The organism is Achromobacter sp. HZ01 (assembly GCF_003267925.1).
GTDB classification, from domain to species: Bacteria; Pseudomonadota; Gammaproteobacteria; order Burkholderiales; family Burkholderiaceae_B; genus Achromobacter; species Achromobacter pulmonis_A.
In genome coordinates this window covers 412,061-430,171 of record NZ_LWKV01000001.1, presented here as the reverse complement: position 1 = coordinate 430,171, position 18,111 = coordinate 412,061, and the positions used below count along the sequence as shown (strand labels likewise).

Sequence of the window (18,111 nt, the reverse complement as noted above, 5' to 3'; positions counted from 1 at the left end):
AGCGCGGGCCTCAGGCGTATTGCGCCAGGCCGCGGCCCAGCGACCAGTTCTCCTTGGCCACTTCCACCAGGCTCACGAATACGTCGTCGGCGCGCATGCCGGGGCTGGCGGCCAGCCGCTCGGCAATCCGCGCGAACAGCGCTTTCTTCTGCTGCGCGCTGCGCGTGTTGCTTGCCGTGATCTGGATGAACACCACGTCATCGCTGCGGTCCACGCCCAGGTAGGTCGCGCCATAGCGGAAATTGGCGGCGTCGTGTTCTGTCATGGCCATGAACTGGTCGTCGTCGGGAACGTCGTAGGTTTCGCGCAGCGCCTGATAGACGCCGTCGAAAATCGCCTGGCGGTAGGCTTCGGGCTTGCCCGTGCGCAATGAAATATGGACTAGCGGCATGGCGGTTCTCCAAGTTGTGCCGCTTCATGTTATCTATTCTGATACGCTATTTGCCCATATATCATTGATAAGTATTTGAAATGACCGACAGAGCCCTGGACCTGGATGCCGTCAAGGCCTTCGTGCGCATCGCCGAACTCGGCAGCTTCACCCTGGCCGCCGAGGCGGTGGGCGCCACGCAGGCCGCGGTCAGCCTGAAGCTGAAGCGGCTCGAAGACCGGCTGGGTTTCCGCCTGCTCGAACGCACGCCGCGCTATGTGGAGCTGTCCGCGCGCGGCGCGGGCTTCCTGGAGCACGCCCGCGAACTCCTGGCCGCGCACGACCGCGCGCTGTCGGCGGTGGCCGCGACCCGCCAGCGCCTGGCCATCGGCATCAGCGACCACGTCGCCGGCCCTGAACTGCCCTCGCTGATCGCGCGCATGAACGCGCAGGACCCGCAGCTGCTGATCGAAATCCGGATCGCCTCGTCGGCCGATCTGCTGCAGAGCTACGACCGCCGCGAACTGGACACGGCAATCGTCCGGCTGCACGCCGGGCGCAGCGACGGCAAGCTCATCGCGAAGGAGAAATTCGGCTGGTTCGCCGCGCCGGGCTGGCAGCACCGGGCGGGCGAGCCGCTGCCGCTGGCCACGATGGCGCAGCCCTGCGGCGTGCGCGCCTTGGCCGGGGAACTGCTGGACGCCGCCGGCATCCCCTGGACCGAAGTGTTCGTCGGCGGCGGCGTGATGGCGGTGACGGCCGCCGTCATGGCGGGATTGGGCGTGGCGGCGCTGGCGCCGCGCATGCTGCCGTTCGGCGCGGTGGACGCGGGCCCCAGGCTGGGGCTGCCCGCGCTGCCGCAGCTGCCGGTGCTATTGCATACGCGGGTCCGGGACGGCCGCGCGCACGATGCGCTCACGGCCCTGGCGGCCGCTTTCCGCAGCGCGGTGCGCGGCTGAGCCGGCGGCTCAGGAACGCCCGGCCAGGCTGCCGCCGCCGTCCACCCCCAGCACCTGGCCGGTGATGAAACCCGCGTCGTCCGACAGCAGGAAGGCGATGGCGGCCGCCACTTCGGCGGGCGTGCCCAGGCGCTTCATGGGCACCGAGGCCAGGGCGCGCTTTTCGGCGTCGCTGCCGGCCGGCCGCGTGGCGCGGAACATTTCGGTTTCGATCGGGCCGGGCGCCACCGCGTTGACGGTGACGCCGTACTCGGCCAGCTCCAGCGCCCAGCTGCGGGTACAGCCCACCAGCGCGCTCTTGGCGGCCGAATAGGCGCTGCGGTCGACGCCGCCGTGGACGGCGCGGCTGACCACGTTGACGATGCGCCCGGCGCGGCGCACTTTCATGGATTCGATGAAAGCCTGGGTGACCTGCACGGCCACGCGCACGTTCAGGTCCAGCACGTTGTACAGGGTGGCCAGGTCGATTTCGCCCAGCGGCTGCGGCAGCACGATGCCGACGTTGTTGACCACGGCGTCGACCGGGAATTTCTCGCGGATCTCGCGCAGCACTTCCTCGGTGCGGCCGGCGTCGGCCAGGTCGCAGGCGTAGAGATAGCCGGGAAAATCCACGTCGGTGGTGTTGCGCGCGATCCCGACCACATGGCAGCCCATGTCGGACAGCCGCTGGGTAAGGGCCCAGCCGATGCCTTTGGTAGCGCCCGTGATGAGCACGCATTTGTCCTTCATGGATCCAAACCTCGCTTCAGTTTTCTAGGAAAAAACGGGCGCCTGAGCGCCCGGTCTTTCAAGTAGACACCATCCGGCGTTACCTGTCTTGTAAATTGCGTAGCAATTCTTGCACGCCGGACGGCCTGGTCAGGCGTCCCGGGTGACCGGCACGCGCGGCGCCAGGGCGCACAGCAGCTCGTAGCCGATGGTGCCCGCGGCCTGGGCGACCTCGTCGACCGACGGGCCTTCCTCGCCCCACAGCGACACCGGCGTGCCCACGCCGGCGGCGGGAACCGGGTCCAGGTCGACCATCAGCATGTCCATGGAGACCCGGCCCACGAGCTGGGTGCGGATGCCGGCCACGACCACCGGCGTGCCGGTGGCGGCGTGGCGCGGATAGCCGTCGGCGTAGCCGCAGGCCACGATGCCGATGCGCATCGCGCGCTCGGCGCGGAAAATCGCGCCGTAGCCGACCGAATCGCCAGCCTTGAGTTCCTGCACGGCGATGATTTCCGAGCGCAGCGACATGGCCGGCTTCAGGCCGAACGACGCCGCGTCGGCGTCGGCGAACGGCGAGGCGCCGTACAGGCAGATGCCGGGGCGCACCCAGTGCGCCTGCGATTCCGAACCGACCGCGATCTCGGCGAAACGCAGCGTGGCCGCCGAATTGCAGACGCTGATCGCGCCCGGCAGCTTATGCGTCACCGAATTGAAGATACCCAGTTGTTCGTTCACGCCCTGCGGGCCGTCGGCGCAGGCGAAGTGGGTCATCTTGCCCACCGAGCCCAGCGTGCCCTGCTGCTGCAGCAGCATGGCGCGTTCGTGCGCCGCGGCATAGGCCGCCGGGCTGAATCCCAGGCGGTTCATGCCGCTGTTGAGCTTGAGCATGATGTCCACGCGGCGCGACAGGCGCGCGCGCGCCAGCATGTCGAGTTGCTCGCGGTTGTGCACCGTGGCGCTCAGGTGGTAGCGATCGACCACGTCCAGGTCGGCCGGATCGAAGAAACCTTCGAGCAGCAGTATCGGCCCGCCCCAGCCCGCCTCGCGGCAGCGCACGGCTTCGTCCAGGTCCAGCATCGCCAGGCCCTGCGCCTTGGAGAATCCGGCCACCGCCTGCTCGATGCCGTGGCCGTAGGCATTGGCCTTGATGACGGCCCAGATCGAGGGCGCCTGCCCGGACGCGGCGGCGGCGGTCAGGTCGAGATGGCGGCGCACGGCGGCCAGATTGTGCGCGAGGGCGGAAACGGAGACGGTGGCTGAAATTGGGCGCGGCATGGTGTGCAATCCTGTGGCGCTTAAGTCTAACTGATCCTTGCCCCCGGCGGCATGGCGCCGCCGCGCGGGCGCGTACACCTTAAAATGATCCGGTCCCGGCTCCCGCGGGGCCGTCATCGCTCATCCGCTTTATGCCCATCGATCACTACGAAAACTTTCCCGTCGCCTCGCTGCTGCTGCCGCGCAGGCTGCGCGGCGCCGTGACCGATATCTACCGGTTCGCCCGCGCCGCGGACGACATCGCCGACGAAGGCAGCGCCACCGACGAGGAACGGCTGCGGCAGCTGGCGGCCTTCCGCGCCGAACTGCACCGCATCGGCGCCGAGCCGGGCGCCACGCCCGAGCCCGGCTCGCCCGAGCTGGCCGGCATCTTCGTGCCGCTGGCGGCCACCATCGCCCGCCACCAGCTGCCGATCACGCCGTTTTTCGACCTGCTGTCGGCCTTCGAGCAGGACATCGGCGTCAAGCGCTACGAAACCTACGCCGCGCTGGCCGACTACTGTACGCGCTCGGCCAACCCCGTGGGCCGGCTCATGCTGCACCTGTTCGAAGCCACCAATCCCAACAACGTCGAAGAGGCCGACGCGATCTGCACCGGCCTGCAGCTGGTGAATTTCTGGCAGGACGTGCGGGTGGACTGGCGCAAGCAGCGCGTCTACCTGCCCCAGGAAGACCTGCGCCGCCACGGCGTCACCGACGAGGACCTGGCCGCCTGCCGGCTGACGCCCGCGTGGCGCGACCTGATGGCCTTCGAAGTCGAACGCGCCCGCGCGCTGCTACACTTCGGCGCTCCGCTGGCGCGCCGCCTGCCGGGCCGCATGGGCCTGGAGCTGCGCCTGGTGGTGCAAGGCGGGCTGCGCGTGCTGGAGCGTATCGAGGCGGGCGGCTACGATGTATTCATGAATCGCCCCGAATTGGGCGCCAAAGACTGGGCCATCATGTTGTGGCGCGCAATTACCTGATATGACCCCTGACGAATATTGCCAGGAAAAAGCCGCCAAAAGCGGCTCCAGCTTCTACTACGCCTTCCTGTTCCTGCCGCCCGAGCGGCGGCGCGCCATCACGGCCCTGTACGCCTATTGCCGCGAAGTCGACGACGTGGTGGACGAATGCACCGATCCCTCGCTGGCGCGCGTCAAGCTGGCCTGGTGGCGCACCCAGGTCGACCAGATGTACGACGGCAAGCCCGACCATCCCGTCACCCGCGCGCTGCAGCCGCACCTGGAAAGCTGCGCCATCACGCGGGAGCGCCTGCTGGCCGTGATCGACGGCATGGAAATGGACCTGGACCAGACCCGCTACCTGGACTGGCCCGGGCTGCGCAAATACTGTTGGCACGCCGCCGGCGTGGTGGGCGAACTGTCCGCCGGCATCTTCGGCTACTCCGATCCCAAGACCCTGGTGTACGCGGAAAAGCTCGGCCTGGCGTTCCAGATGACCAACATCATCCGCGACGTGGGCGACGACGCCCGCCGCGGCCGCATCTACCTGCCGGTCAACGACATGCAGCAGTTCGAGGTCAAGGCCTCGGACATCCTCAACGGCGAATATTCCGAACGCTTCAGCGCGCTGATGAAGTTCCAGGCCGAGCGCGCCCGCGGCCTGTACCGCGAAGCGATGAGCAACCTGCCCGAGGCCGACCGCCGCTCGCAGCGGCCCGGCCTCATGATGGCCGCCATCTACCACGCGCTGCTCGACGAGATCGAGCGCGACGACTGGCAGGTGCTGCACCAGCGCATTTCGCTCACGCCGCTGCGCAAGCTGTGGCTGGCCTGGAAAACCTGGGTGGGCGGCGGACGCGGACTCGTCCGCCGGCTGGCGCGGTGAAGGCCGCGGTCATCGGCGCGGGCTGGGCCGGGCTGGCGGCCAGCGTCGCCCTGCGCGAGGCGGGCGCCAAGGTCACGGTATTCGAAGCCGGCCATACGCCGGGCGGGCGCGCCCGGCGCGTCTTCCACACCGAATTCGACGCGCCGCTGGACAACGGCCAGCACCTGCTCTGCGGCGCCTACAGGCAGACGCTGGCGCTGATGCGGCGCGTGGGCCGCAACCCGGACGCGCTGCTGATGCGCCGCCCGCTGCGGCTGGCCAGCCTGGACGGGCGCTTCCGCCTGGCGGCCCCGCGCCTGCCGGCGCCGCTGCACATGGCCGTGGCCATCCTGGGCGCGCGCGGCCTGTCCTGGGCCGACCGGCTGGCGATGCTGCGCCTGATGCGCGGGCTCAAGGCCATGTCCTGGACGCCGCCGCGCGACTGGACCGTGCAGCAGCTGCTGCATTACCACGCGCAGTCCGACGCGCTCATCGGCCAGCTCTGGGAGCCGCTGTGCCTGGCCGCGCTCAACACGCCGCCGGCCGCGGCCAGCGCCGCGCTGTTCGCGCGGGTGCTGCGCGACAGCCTGGCCGGCCGCCGCGAAGACAGCGACATGCTGATGCCCTGCACCGACCTGTCGGCGCTGTGGCCCGACGCCGCCGCGCGCCAGGTGACCATGCGCTACGGCAGCACGGTGCGCCAGCTGCGCCCGTCGGACGACGGCATCGACGTCAACCAGGAACGCTTCGACGCCGCGGTGCTGGCCGTGCCGCCCACGTTCGCGGCCCGCCTGCTGGACGCGCCGCTGCGCGAGGCCGGCGCCGCCGGCCTGTTGAACGCGCTCAAGGCTTTCGACTACCTGCCCATCGCCACGCTCAACCTCCGGCTCGCCGAGCCCTGGCGCCTGCCCGAGCCCATGATGATGCTGCGCGAGGAAGCCGCCCGCGGCCACGTCGGGCAGTGGCTGTTCGACCGCGCGCAACTGGCCGGCGACACCCGCGCGGGCGAGCTGGCCGTGGTGGCCAGCAATGCGGTCGGCATCGCCGAGCGCAACCGGCGCCAGGCCATCGAGGCGCTGATCGACCAGGTGGCCGAGCAGGCCGCCAGCCATCCGGCGCGCATGTCCGCCATGCCCGAAGTGACGGCGGCGGAACTGTTCATCGAAAAACGCGCGACCTTCGCGGCCGTGCCGGGCCTGACCCGTCCGCTGAACACCACGCCCTGGCCCACGCTGGCGCTGGCCGGCGACTGGACCGACACCGGCTATCCCGGCGTGCTGGAAGGCGCGGTGCGCAGCGGCCTGCAGGCCGCCAGCGTGCTGGCCCGCGCAAGCGCCGAAGCGCCCGCCTAGCGGAACAGGCTGGCGCTGGCCAGCCCGGCCGCGGTCAGCAGCAGCGAACCGGCCAGGCTGGCCCCGGCGTAGCCCAGCGCGCCGCCGTAGGCGCCGCGTTCCAGCATGGCCACGGTTTCGGCCGAGAACGTGGAAAACGTGGTCAGCCCGCCCATGAAACCCGTGATCGCGCCCAGGCGTATCCAGGCCGGCCATTCGGGATGCGCGGCCACCAGCGCCAGCGCCAGCCCCACCAGGTAGCCGCCCGCCAGGTTCACCGCCATGGTTCCCCAGGGCCAGGACTCGACGTTCAGCCACAGGCCGATCAGCCAGCGCGCCCAGGCGCCGAACATGGCGCCCAGGCCCACGGCCAGGAAATTGAGGGGAATCAGGGTCTGGTATGCGGACATCGGATCAGGGCGCCTTGTGCTGTCGCAGGCGCAGGGAAAAAACCAGCAGCAGTATGCCGAAAAACACGGCGTAGATGCCGATCACCCACACCAGCGCCAGCGCGCCCGCGCCGGGCTGCATGACCAGCATGGCGCCGAACAGCACCGACACCAGGCCGGACAGGCCGAGCAGCCATTCGTTGCGGATCTCCTTGCGGAACCGGACCGCCGCGATCAGCTGGAACACGCCCGACACCAGCGCCCACAGCGCAATGATGTAGAGCAGGACCAGCGCCGTCAGGCCCGGCCACAGGAACGTGACGATGCCGGCCGCCACGCCCAGCAGGCCCACCACGATGAGCGCCCACAGCGGCTTGCCGTTGTCCCGGATGCGCACGCCGGCCACCAGCGCCAGCACGCCGTCGGCCAGCGCGAAGGCGCCCCACACCAGCACCAGGGCCGACAGCGTGATGGCGGGCATGAACATGGCCATGAGGCCGAACAGGATGGCGACGACTCCGCGCAGCGCCACCCATCCCCAATGACGACCGATGTGATCTGCGACTTGCCGTTCGAGCATGACGACCTCCGGGGGTTTGCCAAGGGTGGCCTATCTTATCGCCGCAGCCCTCCGGGCGCCACGCGGCGGCGAAACCGATTGAAATCCTCTTGCGGTCGCGCGCGTGGCACTTATAAGAGTCATTCTCATTAAGTGTTAGAATCCGCGGGCTTTCATCCGAAACCCCATGGACAGCCCAACCACTCCCCGCCGCCGCGCCTACTGGCTCAAGACCCTGCACCAATGGCACTGGATCAGCTCGGCGCTGTGTCTGCTCGGAATGCTGCTGTTCGCCATCACCGGCCTCACGCTGAACAACGCCTCGCACATCGAGGCCAAGCCGGTCGTCACCAGCCGCCAGGTCCAGCTTCCTCCCGCCGAACTGGCGCAACTGTCCCCTCCCCCCGCCCTGGACCGCAACAAGGCGCCGCTGCCGGCCGCCGTGGCGCGCTGGCTGGACGACACGCTCGACGCCGGCGCGGCGGGCCGCCAGGCCGAGTGGTCCGCCGATGAAATCTATCTGTCGCTGCCGCGCGCCGGCGGCGACGCCTGGCTGTCCATCGACCTGGCCAGCGGCGAGGTCGAGTACGAACGCACCGACCGCGGCTGGATCTCCTACCTGAACGATTTGCACAAGGGCCGCAACACCGGCCTGGCCTGGAGCTGGTTCCTCGACATCTTCGCCGTGGCCTGTCTGGTGTTTTCGCTGACCGGGCTGGTGCTGCTGAAGATGCACGCCGGCAACCGCAGCGCGACCTGGCCGATGGTGGGGCTGGGCGTGGTGATCCCGGTCGTGCTGGCCCTGCTATTCATCCATTGATCCGCCCCTGGAGACTTCCATGCGCAAGCTGTTGCTGTCGGCCCTGCTGGCCGGCCTGATCGCCCGAACGGCCCAAGCGGCCGACATCGGCCTGTCCATCGAGGTGCCGCGCCTCGACGTCGCCGAGTACCACCGCCCCTACGTGGCGATCTGGATCGAGAATCCCGACCAGAGCGTGGCCACCGACCTGGCCGTCTGGTACGACGTGGCCAAGAAGAACAACGAAGGCACCGAATGGCTCAAGGACATGCGCCAGTGGTGGCGCCGCAGCGGCCGCAACCAGCAGTTTCCGGTGGACGGCGTGAGCGGCGCGACCAAGCCCGTCGGCAAGCACGCGCTCAGCTTCGACGCCGCCAGCAAGCCGCTGGCGCAGCTCAAGCCCGGCCAGTACGCCGTGGTGGTCGAGGCGGCGCGCGAAGTCGGCGGCCGCGAGCTGCTGCGCATCCCCTTCCAATGGCCGCCGCAGAAGGCCGAGCAGCTGACCGCCCGCGGCGAACACGAACTGGGCGCCGTCGCGCTCGACCTGAAACCCTGATTAGGAACGCAACGATGAAATCCACCGCCAAACTGGCCGCCGCCCTGGCCCTGTGCCTGCCCTTCGCCGCCCAGGCCCATGACGTCTGGATGGTGCCGTCCTCGACGGTGCTGTCGGGCACCGACAGCTGGGTCACGGTCGACGCCGCCGTCGGCAACGACAAGTTCTATTTCAACCACGCGCCGCTGCGCCTGGACGGCCTGGCCGTGACCGCGCCCGACGGCAAGCCGGCCGAGGCCGAGAACCTCAACCGCGGCAAGCTGCGCAGCACCTTCGACCTGCAGCTCAAGCAAAGCGGCACCTACCGCGTGGCCGTGGTCAACGACGGCGTGTTCGCGCGCTGGAAGGAAGACGGCAAGAACAAGCGCTACTTCGGCAAGCCGGAAGGCCTGGCGCAGGCGGTGCCGGCCAAGGCCGACGGCCTGGAGATCTCCCAGAGCGTGGGCCGCGTCGAAACCTTCGTCACCGCCGGCAAGCCGTCGGCCGTCAAGCCGGTCGGCCGCGGCCTGGAACTGGCGCCCGTGACGCACCCGAACGACCTGTTCACCGACGAGCCCGCCACCTTCCAGATGCTGCTCGACGGCAAGCCCGCGGCGGAACTGCAAGTCAATGTCGTGCCCGGCGGCAGCCGCTATCGCGACAAGGTCGGCGAGATCGAGCTCAAGACCGACAAGGACGGTAAGTTCACGGTGAAGTGGCCGCAGCCCGGCCTGTACTGGATCGAAGCCGGCATGGAAGACGCCAAGGTCACCGTGGAGCAGGCCAAGAAGCGCCGCCTGTCCTACGCCGGCACGGTCGAAGTGCTGCAACCCTGACGGTCAGCCGGCGCATGGCCTCTTCTTCCTACGCCCCGCGCGGCGCGCCGGCCGCGGCCGTAAGCGTCGCCTACGGCGCCATGCCGGCGCGCCCGGCGGCGCTGGCCGGCGCCACCATGGGCACGACCTGGTCGGCGCGCATGGCGCTGCCGGCCGGGCGCACCGAAGCGGCCGCGCGCCAGGCCATCCAGGGCGCGCTGGACGACGTGGTGGCCCAGATGAGCACCTGGGAAGCCGACACCGACATCACGCGCTACAACCGGGCGCAGCCGGGCTGGCAGGCGCTGCCGGCCGGGTTCTTTCATGTGCTGAGCCACGCGCTGGCGCTGGCCGAGGACAGCGGCGGCGCCTACGATCCCACCGTCGGGCCGCTGGTCAACGCCTGGGGCTTCGGGCCGCACCAGCGCGCCTTCGAGCCGCCCTCGCCCGGCGCCATCGAGGCCGCGCGCGCCCGCTGCGGCTGGCGCCGCGTGCAGCTCGACGCCGAACGCCGCGCGGCGCTGCAGCCGGGCGGCGCCTACCTGGACCTGTCCTCCATCGCCAAGGGCTACGGCGTGGACCGCGCCGCGCTCGCGCTCGACGCCCTGGGCGTCACCCAATACCTGGTCGAAGTCGGCGGCGAACTGCGCGCCCGGGGCGCGCGGCCCGACGGCCAGCCCTGGCGCGTCGCCATCGAAGTGCCCGACGCCAGCGACGGCCATGCGCTGGCGCTGCCGCTCACGGACCGCAGCATCGCCACCTCGGGCGACTACCGCCGCCACGCCGGCAGCGGCGACCAGCGCTACGCCCACACCATCGATCCGCGCAGCGGCCAGCCGGTGCGCAACAATCTGGCCTCGGTCACGGTGCTGCATGCCGGCTGCATGCAGGCCGACGCCTACGCCACGGCGCTGACCGTGCTGGGCGAGGCCGACGGCCTGGCCTACGCCCGCCGCCACGACCTGGCGGCCCTGTTCATCCTGCGCGCGCGCGACGCCTGGCGCGTCGTGGCCACCCCCGCGTTCCAGGCGCTGGCCGGTCTGCGTTGACGCCATGGCAGCAACCCGGTTGATCGCGGCGGCATGCGTGGTGGGGGCCTGGCTGCTCTTGTGCGCCTGGGCCTGGCGCCGCGCCCGCCTCCACCGCGTGCAGCAGGCGCTGGCCCGGCAGGCCCTGGACGCGCCGGTCCCCGACGACACCTTGCTGGTCGCCTACGCGACGCAGACCGGCTACGCCGAGATCCTGGCCGAACAGACCGCGCAATCGCTGCGCGCCGGCGGCCTGGCGGTGCGCGTGGCCGCGCTGGAACAGCTGGACGGCAGGCGCCTGGCCGAATATCGCCGCATGCTGTTCGTGGCCAGCACCTATGGCGAAGGCGATCCGCCCGACGCCGCCGCGGCCTTCGCCCAGCGCATGCAGCAGGCCGCGCCGGCGCTGGCCGGCTCGCAGTACGCGGTGCTGGCGCTGGGCGACAGCGAGTACGCGCACTTCTGCGGCTTCGGCCATCGCCTGGACGAGTGGCTGCACGCGCAGGGCGCGACGCCGCTGTTCGACCTGGTCGAAGTCGACAACGGCGATCCGGCCGCCCTGCGGCACTGGCAGCACCACCTGGGCCTGCTGGCCGGCCGCAGCGACCTGCCCGACTGGCAGGCGCCGGTCTACGAATCCTGGCGCCTGGCCGAGCGCCGCCACCTCAATCCAGGCAGCCAGGGCGGCCCCTGCTATCTGCTGACGCTGACCCCGCCGCCCGGCGTCGCGCCCGGCTGGCAGGCGGGCGACATCGCCGAGATCGGCCCGCGCCGCGAAACCGGCGGCCCGCTGCTGGCGCACCGCGAATACTCGATCGCCTCGCTGCCCGAGGACGGCTCGATCCAACTGCTGGTGCGCCAGATGCGCGGCGCCGACGGCGCGCTGGGCCTGGGCAGCGGCTGGCTGACCCACATCGCCCAGCCGGGCGATGCCATCGATCTGCGCGTGCGCGCCAACCGCAATTTCCATGCGCCGGCCGACGACCGCCCGCTGCTGCTGGTGGGCAACGGCACCGGCCTGGCCGGGCTGCGCGCGCTGATCAAGGCGCGCCGCGCCGCGGGCCGGCGGCGCAACTGGCTGGTGTTCGGAGAGCGCAACGCCGCGCACGACTGGTTCTGCCGCGTAGAGATCGACGCCTGGCGCGGAGACGGCACGCTGGAGCGCGTGGACGCGGTGTTCTCGCGCGACCAGCCGCAGCGCCGCTACGTGCAGCACCTGCTGCGCGAACAGGCCGACGCGGTGCGCGCCTGGATCGATGCCGGCGCGGCGGTCTACGTCTGCGGCAGCCTGCAGGGCATGGCCGGCGGCGTGGACGCCGCCTTGCAGGACATCCTGGGCGCGGCGCGCCTGCAGGCCATGCAGCACGACGGCCGCTACCGCCGCGACGTGTACTGAACGGCCGGGCTTACTGCAGCTTGATCTGCGCGCGCTCGATCACCGTCTTCCAGCGGTCGCGCTCGGTGCGGATCTGCGCGCCGAACTCGGCCGGCGTGTTGCCCAGCGGGAACGCGCCGGTCTCTTCCATCTTGGCCGCCGTCGCCGGATCGCGCACCGCCTGGGCGAAGGCCTGCGCCAGCTTGTCGCGCACCTCGTCGGGCATGCCGGCCGGCCCCACCACGCCGTACCAGGCGGTCACGTCGTAGTCCTTGTAGCCCTGCTCCGCGAAAGTCGGCACGTCCGGCAGGCGCGGATTGCGCTGCGTGCCCGTGATGGCCAGCGCGCGCAGGTGGTTGCTCTTCAGGTACGGCAGCGAGGACGGGAAATTGTCGAAGATCACCGGCACCACGCCGCCCACGGTGTCGGTCAGCGCCGGCGCCGAGCCGCGGTACGAGATGCTGTTCATCTTGCCGCCGATGAGCTGCAGGAACCAGATCATGCCCAGGTCGTTGACCCCGCCGGCGCCCGCGTTGGCGTAGCCGTCCTTGCCGGGATTGGCGCGCACGTGCGCCACGAAGTCGGCCAGCGTGCGGGCCGGATATTCCGGGTTCACGCTGAGGATGTTGGGGCTGGTGACCAGGTTGCTGATGGGCGTGAAATCCTTGACCGGGTCGTAGGCCAGCTTGGGAAACAGGTGCGGCGCGGTGCCGTGCGTGCTGACGGTGGCCAGCCCCACGGTGTAGCCGTCGGGTTTGGCGCGCGCCGTGGCGGTCATGCCTATGGTGCCGGAGGCGCCCGTGCGGTTCTCGACCACGACCTGCTGGCCGAGGATCTCGCCCGCCTTGGCCGCCGCCAGCCGGCCGACGATATCGGTGGGCCCGCCCGCCGGGAACGGCACGATCAGGGTGATGGGACGGTCGGGAAAGGCCGCCTGGGCGGCGGGCAGCACGGCGGCCAGCGCCAGGGCGATGCAGGTCTTGCGCAACATGATGCTTGTCTCCTGTGAAGGATGGTGGATGTCGTTATCGGTGGGAATCGGCCGCGGGCTGCGCCATCGCCTCGCGCCGCAGGATGCGGCCGGGGCGCGGCTGCCCGGCCAGCGGCGGATGGACCTGGCGGCCGTTGACCAGCACCTGCTCGACGCCGGCCGAGGCCAGCGTCGGCGCCTCCCAGGTGGCGCGGTCCTCGACGGTGTCGGCGTCGAACACCACGATGTCGGCCCAGGCGCCCTCCGTGAGCTGGCCGCGCCCGGCCAGGCCGAACACGCGCGCCGGCAGGGCGGTCATCTTGGCGACCGCCTCCTCCAGCGTCAGCAGCCGGGCCTCGCGCACGTAGCGGCCCAGCACCCGCGTGAAGCTGCCCCACAGGCGCGGGTGCGGATGCGCGTCGTTGGGCAGGCCGTCGGAGCCGACCATGCAGCGCTCGTGCCGGAAAATGCGCTGCACCTCGGCTTCGTCCATGGCGAAGTAGATCGCGCCCGCCGGGCACAGGCGGCGCGCCGCCGTGGTCTTGTCGCAGCCCCATTGCGCCGCGATGTCGCTCAGGTAGCGCCCGCCGCATTCGGGATGCGGGGTCGACCAGGTGATGCGGATGTCGTCGATGAGGTCGGCGCGCTCCGGAATCAGGATGGTGGAGCTGCCCGGATACGGGTAGATGTCCAGCGCCACGTCCACGCCCTCGGCGCGCGCGCGGTCGATATTGGCCAGCGTCGCGCGGCTCTTGCCCCAGTTGCGCGGCAGCATGCACTTGTGGTGCGAGAGCACGGTGGCGCAGCCGGTGCTGCGGCCCACTGACAGCACCTCTTCGACCGCGGCCTCGACCTCGTCGCCCTCGTTGCGGATATGGCTGGTGTGCATGGCGCCGCGCGCGGCCGCCACCCGGGCCAGCCCTTCCAGCTCCGGCGGCTGCGCGGCGCCGCCCGGCTGGTACGCCAGCCCGGTGCTGAACCCCACCGCGCCCGCTTCCAGGGCGGCCGCCAGCATGCGCTCCATGGCCTGCTGTTCCTCGGCCGTCGGCTGGGCCGCCGGGTCGCGCATGGCGGCCAGGCGCAGGTTGGCGTGCCCCACCAGGGCCGCCACGTTGATCATGGGCTGCTGCGCGCGCAGTTCGCCGAAATAGGCGTCCATGTCGGCGAACAGCGGCGTCTCGCCCAGCAGCGCCAGCGCCGCCGCGGTATTGCCGGGCAGCGGCGCGGGCGCGCCGCTGACGCCGCAATTGCCCACCACCACCGTGGTGATGCCCTGGCTGGTCTTCCATTCCAGGCCGGGCCGCTCCACGAACATCAGGTCGTCATGGCCGTGCACGTCGATGAATCCGGGCGCCACGATCTTGCCGCGGGCGTCCACGCGCCGCGCCGCGGCGGCCTGGGCCAGGTCTCCGATCGCGGCGATGCGGTCGCCCGACACGCCCACGTCGGCCCGGCGCCGCGGGCCGCCCAGCCCGTCGATGACCCAGCCGCCTTCGATGATGAGGTCCAGAGTGTGCTGCCGCATTGCTATCCTGCCGGGAGGTGAAAAGGTCTAGTATCGGCGCACGGATCAATCTGGGAAAATTGTTTTTATTGATCCATCTATCGTGATTTGAAATGAATCGCCTGCCCAAGCACGTCACGCTCAAGCACCTGACCGCCTTCGTCGCGGTGGCGCAGGAATCCAGCTTCACGCATGCCGCCAAGCGCCTGTTCCAGACCCAGTCCTCGGTCACCGGCCTGGTGCAGCAGCTGGAGGAAGCGCTCGCCACGCAGCTGTTCGCGCGCACCAGCCGGCGCGTGCTGCTCACGGCGGCGGGCGAGGCCTTCCTGCCCGGCGTGATGCGGCTGCTGGCGGATTTCGACGGGGTGATCGAGGACGTGGTGCGCTTCGGCGCGCTGGAGCGCGGACGCGTGGGCGTGGCGGCCGCGCCGTCGGCCATTACCCAGATCATCGCGCCGGCGTCCGCCGCGTTCTGCGCCCGGCATCCCGGCGTGCGCCTGTACCTGAGCGACGACAACTCCGGCCGCATCCAGCGCAAGGTCGCGGCGCGCGAAGTCGATTTCGGCCTGACCAGCCGCTGGGCCGACGCGCCCGGGCTGCATTTCGACGCCGTGCTGGAAGACCGTTTCGGCGTGCTGTACCGCGAGGACGACCCGGCGCTGCGCCCCGGCCGCGGCGGCACGATGCGCTGGTCCGACCTGGCGCCGCGCAAGCTGGTGGGCGTGGTCGACGAGACCGGCATCATGGCCTTGCTGCGCGCCCGCGCCGACCTGCCGATCGAAGCGGCCGCGCCGTTCTACGAGGCGTCCAGCACCACTTCGCAGGCCGCGCTGGTCAAGGCCGGGCTGGGCGTGGCGCTATTGCCCGCGCTGGCCGCCCAGCGCGTGCTGGAGCCGGGGCTGGCCTACGCGCTGCTGGCGCGGCCCACGGTGATGCGCACGGTCTGCATCATCCGGCCCAAGGAATATCCGCTGAGCCCGGCCGCCGAGGGATTGATCGGGGCGATCCGGGATTATCTGCGCACGGCGGAGCTGCCGGCGGGGTGCAGGCGGGTGGGGTGACCGCCCGCACTCCTTACTTGGCCGCGCGCAGCTTCTCGTCCAGGGCCGCCAGGCCCGCGGCGAACACGCCCTGGCCCACGGCCTTGGCCACGTCGCTCAGTTCCGCGCCTTCGACGCGAAAATCGGCCCACCACTGCACCAGCGTCTGGCCGCCTTCGGTGACGGGATGCAGCGACACGCCGGCGACGTAGTCGCGCATGGGCAGGTCGGTCTCGATGATGGAATAGCGCAGCGCCGTGCCGGGATCGTCCAGCATCAGCAATTGCTCGCGCACGAAACCCGAGGGCTTGAGCGTCAGGTACCGCACGCTGCCCACGGCGTCGTGGCGGCCGCCCTCTTCCAGGCGGCTTTCGGCGATGCCGGGATGCCAGGCGGCCAGGCCGTTGAAGTCGCGGAAGCTGGCCCAGACCTTCTGAAGCGGCGCATGGATGATGGCGCTGACGTGCACGGTGTGCGGCATACGGACTCCTGCGGGCGCGCGGCCCTGTGTGGTGACGGGATCAGAAAGTCAGGTTCTTGAACTCGCGCGTGGCGGCGGTCAGGGCCTGTTCGGTGGGCAGGCGCTCCATGGAACTGGCGCCGTAGAAGCCGTGGCAGTGCTTGCAGGCGCGCAGCACGTGCAGGGCGTCGGCGGGCGTGGCGATGGGGCCGCCATGGCACAGCACGATGACGTCCGGGCGCACGGCCAGCGCGGCGGCGGCGATGCGGTCGATGGCCGCCACGCAGTCGTCCAGCGTCAGGGCCGTTTCCGCGCCGATCGAGCCGCCGGTGGTCAGGCCCATGTGGGCCACGATGATGTCGGCCCCCGCGCGCGTCATCGCCACGGCGTCGTCTTCATTGAACACATAGGGCGTGGTCAGCATGCCCTTCTTGTGCGCCAGGCGGATCATGTCCACTTCCAGCGCGTAGCCCATGCCGGTCTCTTCCAGGTTGGCGCGGAAATTGCCGTCGATCAGGCCCACGGTGGGAAAATTCTGCACGCCGGCGAAGCCCTGGCGCTTGAGGTCGTCGAGGAACACGTCGAAATCGCAGAACGGATCGGTGCCGTTCACGCCGGCCAGCACCGGCGTCTTTTTGACCACCGGCAGGACTTCGCGCCCCATCTCCACCACGATCTCGTTGGCGTTGCCGTAGGCCAGCAGGCCGGCCAGCGAGCCGCGGCCCGCCATGCGGTAGCGGCCCGAGTTGTAGATCACGATCAGGTCGATGCCGCCCGCTTCCTCGCACTTGGCCGACAGGCCGGTGCCCGCGCCGCCGCCCACGATGGGCGTGCGCGCGCGCACCATGGCGCGGAACTTGTCCAGTAGCTCGTTGCGGTCAAAACGCGGCATGGCGGCAATCCTCAGTGTGTAGCGATTTCAAGATAGTGTTCGACCGCCGTCTTGGCGAACAGCGGGTCGTTGATGTGGCAAGGCACGCGCACCAGCCGGCGCTGCCCGGTCTGCTTGAGATTGGCCTCCAGCGCCCCGAACAGCGCGGCGTCGGCCTGCGGGTCCCAGAACGCCTGCCCCGGCGCGTCCAGCGCGGACACCCCGCCCTCCGGGATCAGGAAGCGCACCGGCCCCTGGCACTGGTTCAGTCTGGCCGCGATCCACTCGCCCTGGCGCTCGTTTTCCTCGACGGTGGTGCGCATCAGCGTCACCTGCGGGTTGTGGGGATAGAACTTGCGTCCCCGGTAGCGTTCCGGAACCGTCTCCATCGCGCCGAAGTTCACCATGTCGAGCGCGCCGCAGGAACCCACGTAGGGCGCGCCCGTGCGGGCCACGGCGCCGAAGCGGTCCTCGGTGCAGGCCAGCACGCCGCCGAACAGCAGGTCGCAGACTTCGGTGGTGGTCAGGTCCAGCACGCCGGCCAGCAGGTGGCTGTCGAGCAGCTTTTCCATCGACTGCCCGCCGGTGCCGGTGGCATGGAACACCAGGCAGTCGTAGCGCGATTCCAGCAGCGGCACCACCTGCTGCACGCAGGGCGTGGTCACGCCGAACATCGTGATGCCCAGCGCGGGCCGGCCGTCGTCCGGCGCGGCGCTGGCCGCCTGCCGGAACGCGCCGCCGATGGCGCCTGCGGCATTGCCCAGCACCCGCCGCGAAATGCGGTTCAGCCCCGCGACGTCGGTCACCGAGTACATCATGGCGATGTCCGACGGCCCCACATAGGGCGCCACATTGCCCGACGCCATGGTCGAGACCATCAGCTTGGGGGTGCCGATGGGCAGCGCGCGCATGGCCGGCGTGATCAGCGCGGTGCCGCCCGATCCGCCCAGCCCCAGCATGGCGCCGATATCGGCGCGCCCGGCGGCGTAGCGTTCGAAGGCCTGCGCCATGGCGGCGATGGCGGTGCCGCGGTCGCCGGTGAACACCGCCGCCGTCCCCTGCGGGTGGCTGGCGGCGACCTCCCGGGCCTGCACCTGGGCGGCGCTGGCCGCGCCCGAGGTGGACACGTCCACCGACACCACGTCCAGCCCCTGCCCCTTGAGCAGCGCCACCACGTAGTCGGCTTCCTGGCCCTTGGTGTCGTAAGTGGCGGCCACGTAGACCCGCCGGTTCGAATGCGTCATGACTCCTCCGCGGGCGGCTACACTCGGTGCGCGCCTCGATATGTGGGGCCGCGAGGCCTGTAGAATCTAG

The 18,111-nt window shown here is 70.6% G+C and carries 20 protein-coding genes; 10 read left to right on the top strand and 10 right to left on the bottom strand.

The window, feature by feature from the left end:
- Positions 1-10 precede the first annotated feature (10 nt).
- Positions 11-391 (bottom strand): tautomerase family protein, encoded by a 381-nt coding sequence (locus A6B37_RS02045; protein WP_111824768.1) that lies wholly within the window; start codon positions 389-391, stop codon positions 11-13.
- 80 nt (positions 392-471) lie between these two features.
- Between A6B37_RS02045 and A6B37_RS02040 the strand changes: the two genes are divergently transcribed.
- Complete coding sequence (locus tag A6B37_RS02040) at positions 472-1,329, top strand: LysR substrate-binding domain-containing protein (protein WP_102772205.1); 858 nt, start codon at positions 472-474, stop codon at positions 1,327-1,329.
- 9 nt (positions 1,330-1,338) lie between these two features.
- On the opposite strand, the gene A6B37_RS02035 is transcribed toward A6B37_RS02040, so the two are convergent.
- Together A6B37_RS02035 and alr are read right to left on the bottom strand one after the other, a co-directional pair.
- The gene (locus A6B37_RS02035; protein WP_102772206.1) at positions 1,339-2,058 is read right to left on the bottom strand and encodes an SDR family oxidoreductase; all 720 of its coding nucleotides are present in this window, start codon (positions 2,056-2,058) and stop codon (positions 1,339-1,341) included.
- 129 nt (positions 2,059-2,187) lie between these two features.
- Positions 2,188-3,315 carry an alanine racemase gene (gene alr / locus A6B37_RS02030; protein ID WP_111824767.1) on the bottom strand — a complete coding sequence of 376 codons (1,128 nt, stop codon included), beginning with the start codon at positions 3,313-3,315 and terminating at the stop codon, positions 2,188-2,190.
- 131 nt (positions 3,316-3,446) lie between these two features.
- Between alr and hpnC the strand changes: the two genes are divergently transcribed.
- The 3 genes from hpnC to hpnE are packed head-to-tail and all read left to right on the top strand — an operon-like array spanning position 3,447 to position 6,473.
- Entirely contained in the window at positions 3,447-4,277 is an 831-nt protein-coding gene (gene hpnC / locus A6B37_RS02025) for a squalene synthase HpnC (protein WP_102772208.1), read from the top strand.
- A 1-nt stretch (position 4,278) separates the two neighbouring features.
- The gene (gene hpnD, locus A6B37_RS02020) at positions 4,279-5,142 is read left to right on the top strand and encodes a presqualene diphosphate synthase HpnD (protein ID WP_102772209.1); all 864 of its coding nucleotides are present in this window, start codon (positions 4,279-4,281) and stop codon (positions 5,140-5,142) included.
- Entirely contained in the window at positions 5,139-6,473 is a 1,335-nt protein-coding gene (gene hpnE / locus A6B37_RS02015; RefSeq protein ID WP_111824766.1) for a hydroxysqualene dehydroxylase HpnE, read from the top strand. Before hpnD ends, hpnE begins: the two co-directional genes overlap by 4 nt.
- Here the strand turns inward: hpnE and crcB are convergent.
- Both crcB and A6B37_RS02005 read right to left on the bottom strand, forming a co-directional pair.
- A complete protein-coding gene (crcB, locus tag A6B37_RS02010) occupies positions 6,470-6,862 on the bottom strand; it encodes a fluoride efflux transporter CrcB (protein ID WP_102772211.1) in 393 nt (130 codons plus the stop codon). The genes hpnE and crcB overlap by 4 nt on opposite strands.
- 4 nt (positions 6,863-6,866) lie before the next feature.
- Positions 6,867-7,421, bottom strand: a complete 555-nt coding sequence (locus A6B37_RS02005) for an HdeD family acid-resistance protein (RefSeq protein ID WP_111824765.1) — start codon at positions 7,419-7,421, stop codon at positions 6,867-6,869.
- Positions 7,422-7,587: 166 nt separating this feature from the next.
- On the opposite strand from A6B37_RS02005, the gene A6B37_RS02000 reads away from it, so the two are divergent.
- The 5 genes from A6B37_RS02000 to A6B37_RS01980 all read left to right on the top strand — a co-directional run bounded on the left by A6B37_RS02000 (position 7,588) and on the right by A6B37_RS01980 (position 11,973).
- Positions 7,588-8,220, top strand: coding sequence for a PepSY-associated TM helix domain-containing protein (locus tag A6B37_RS02000; protein WP_111824764.1), 633 nt, complete (start codon positions 7,588-7,590; stop codon positions 8,218-8,220).
- Between the two features lie 19 nt (positions 8,221-8,239).
- On the top strand, positions 8,240-8,755 hold the full coding sequence (locus A6B37_RS01995; protein WP_102772214.1) for a DUF2271 domain-containing protein: 516 nt from the start codon (positions 8,240-8,242) through the stop codon (positions 8,753-8,755).
- Between the two features lie 14 nt (positions 8,756-8,769).
- The gene (locus A6B37_RS01990; protein WP_102772215.1) at positions 8,770-9,570 is read left to right on the top strand and encodes a DUF4198 domain-containing protein; all 801 of its coding nucleotides are present in this window, start codon (positions 8,770-8,772) and stop codon (positions 9,568-9,570) included.
- An 80-nt stretch (positions 9,571-9,650) separates the two neighbouring features.
- On the top strand, positions 9,651-10,598 hold the full coding sequence (locus tag A6B37_RS01985) for an FAD:protein FMN transferase (protein ID WP_246842415.1): 948 nt from the start codon (positions 9,651-9,653) through the stop codon (positions 10,596-10,598).
- Positions 10,599-10,602: 4 nt separating this feature from the next.
- Positions 10,603-11,973, top strand: coding sequence for a sulfite reductase subunit alpha (locus A6B37_RS01980; RefSeq protein WP_111824762.1), 1,371 nt, complete (start codon positions 10,603-10,605; stop codon positions 11,971-11,973).
- Between the two features lie 10 nt (positions 11,974-11,983).
- Here the strand turns inward: A6B37_RS01980 and A6B37_RS01975 are convergent, their stop codons facing one another.
- Both A6B37_RS01975 and A6B37_RS01970 read right to left on the bottom strand, forming a co-directional pair.
- Positions 11,984-12,943 carry a tripartite tricarboxylate transporter substrate binding protein BugE gene (locus A6B37_RS01975; protein ID WP_168202099.1) on the bottom strand — a complete coding sequence of 320 codons (960 nt, stop codon included), beginning with the start codon at positions 12,941-12,943 and terminating at the stop codon, positions 11,984-11,986.
- A gap of 34 nt (positions 12,944-12,977) precedes the next feature.
- Entirely contained in the window at positions 12,978-14,447 is a 1,470-nt protein-coding gene (locus tag A6B37_RS01970) for a D-aminoacylase (protein WP_111824761.1), read from the bottom strand.
- Between the two features lie 92 nt (positions 14,448-14,539).
- Here A6B37_RS01970 and A6B37_RS01965 point away from each other — a divergent pair, with 92 nt between their 5' ends.
- Positions 14,540-15,487, top strand: a complete 948-nt coding sequence (locus tag A6B37_RS01965; RefSeq protein ID WP_102772219.1) for a LysR family transcriptional regulator — start codon at positions 14,540-14,542, stop codon at positions 15,485-15,487.
- Positions 15,488-15,500: 13 nt separating this feature from the next.
- On the opposite strand, the gene A6B37_RS01960 is transcribed toward A6B37_RS01965, so the two are convergent.
- The 3 genes from A6B37_RS01960 to A6B37_RS01950 are packed head-to-tail and all read right to left on the bottom strand — an operon-like array spanning position 15,501 to position 18,041.
- Entirely contained in the window at positions 15,501-15,947 is a 447-nt protein-coding gene (locus tag A6B37_RS01960; protein ID WP_102772220.1) for an SRPBCC family protein, read from the bottom strand.
- Positions 15,948-15,987: 40 nt separating this feature from the next.
- On the bottom strand, positions 15,988-16,818 hold the full coding sequence (locus A6B37_RS01955) for a phosphoenolpyruvate hydrolase family protein (RefSeq protein WP_111824760.1): 831 nt from the start codon (positions 16,816-16,818) through the stop codon (positions 15,988-15,990).
- 11 nt (positions 16,819-16,829) lie between these two features.
- Positions 16,830-18,041, bottom strand: coding sequence for a Tm-1-like ATP-binding domain-containing protein (locus A6B37_RS01950; protein ID WP_111824759.1), 1,212 nt, complete (start codon positions 18,039-18,041; stop codon positions 16,830-16,832).
- Positions 18,042-18,111 lie beyond the last annotated feature (70 nt).

Bases quoted from the DNA above. Each gene is read 5' to 3' on its own strand.
- A6B37_RS01965 (WP_102772219.1), top strand. From the start codon at position 14,540: ATGAATCGCCTGCCCAAGCACGTCACGCTCAAGCACCTGACCGCCTTC.
- A6B37_RS01985 (WP_246842415.1), top strand. From the start codon at position 9,651: ATGCCGGCGCGCCCGGCGGCGCTGGCCGGCGCCACCATGGGCACGACC.
- A6B37_RS01975 (WP_168202099.1), bottom strand. From the start codon at position 12,943: ATGTTGCGCAAGACCTGCATCGCCCTGGCGCTGGCCGCCGTGCTGCCC.
- A6B37_RS01960 (WP_102772220.1), bottom strand. From the start codon at position 15,947: ATGCCGCACACCGTGCACGTCAGCGCCATCATCCATGCGCCGCTTCAG.
- alr (WP_111824767.1), bottom strand. From the start codon at position 3,315: ATGCCGCGCCCAATTTCAGCCACCGTCTCCGTTTCCGCCCTCGCGCAC.
- A6B37_RS02005 (WP_111824765.1), bottom strand. From the start codon at position 7,421: ATGCTCGAACGGCAAGTCGCAGATCACATCGGTCGTCATTGGGGATGG.
- A6B37_RS01990 (WP_102772215.1), top strand. From the start codon at position 8,770: ATGAAATCCACCGCCAAACTGGCCGCCGCCCTGGCCCTGTGCCTGCCC.
- A6B37_RS02000 (WP_111824764.1), top strand. From the start codon at position 7,588: ATGGACAGCCCAACCACTCCCCGCCGCCGCGCCTACTGGCTCAAGACC.
- hpnD (WP_102772209.1), top strand. From the start codon at position 4,279: ATGACCCCTGACGAATATTGCCAGGAAAAAGCCGCCAAAAGCGGCTCC.
- A6B37_RS01995 (WP_102772214.1), top strand. From the start codon at position 8,240: ATGCGCAAGCTGTTGCTGTCGGCCCTGCTGGCCGGCCTGATCGCCCGA.
- A6B37_RS01970 (WP_111824761.1), bottom strand. From the start codon at position 14,447: ATGCGGCAGCACACTCTGGACCTCATCATCGAAGGCGGCTGGGTCATC.
- A6B37_RS01980 (WP_111824762.1), top strand. From the start codon at position 10,603: ATGGCAGCAACCCGGTTGATCGCGGCGGCATGCGTGGTGGGGGCCTGG.
- A6B37_RS01955 (WP_111824760.1), bottom strand. From the start codon at position 16,818: ATGCCGCGTTTTGACCGCAACGAGCTACTGGACAAGTTCCGCGCCATG.
- A6B37_RS02045 (WP_111824768.1), bottom strand. From the start codon at position 391: ATGCCGCTAGTCCATATTTCATTGCGCACGGGCAAGCCCGAAGCCTAC.
- hpnC (WP_102772208.1), top strand. From the start codon at position 3,447: ATGCCCATCGATCACTACGAAAACTTTCCCGTCGCCTCGCTGCTGCTG.
- A6B37_RS02035 (WP_102772206.1), bottom strand. From the start codon at position 2,058: ATGAAGGACAAATGCGTGCTCATCACGGGCGCTACCAAAGGCATCGGC.
- A6B37_RS01950 (WP_111824759.1), bottom strand. From the start codon at position 18,041: ATGACGCATTCGAACCGGCGGGTCTACGTGGCCGCCACTTACGACACC.
- crcB (WP_102772211.1), bottom strand. From the start codon at position 6,862: ATGTCCGCATACCAGACCCTGATTCCCCTCAATTTCCTGGCCGTGGGC.
- A6B37_RS02040 (WP_102772205.1), top strand. From the start codon at position 472: ATGACCGACAGAGCCCTGGACCTGGATGCCGTCAAGGCCTTCGTGCGC.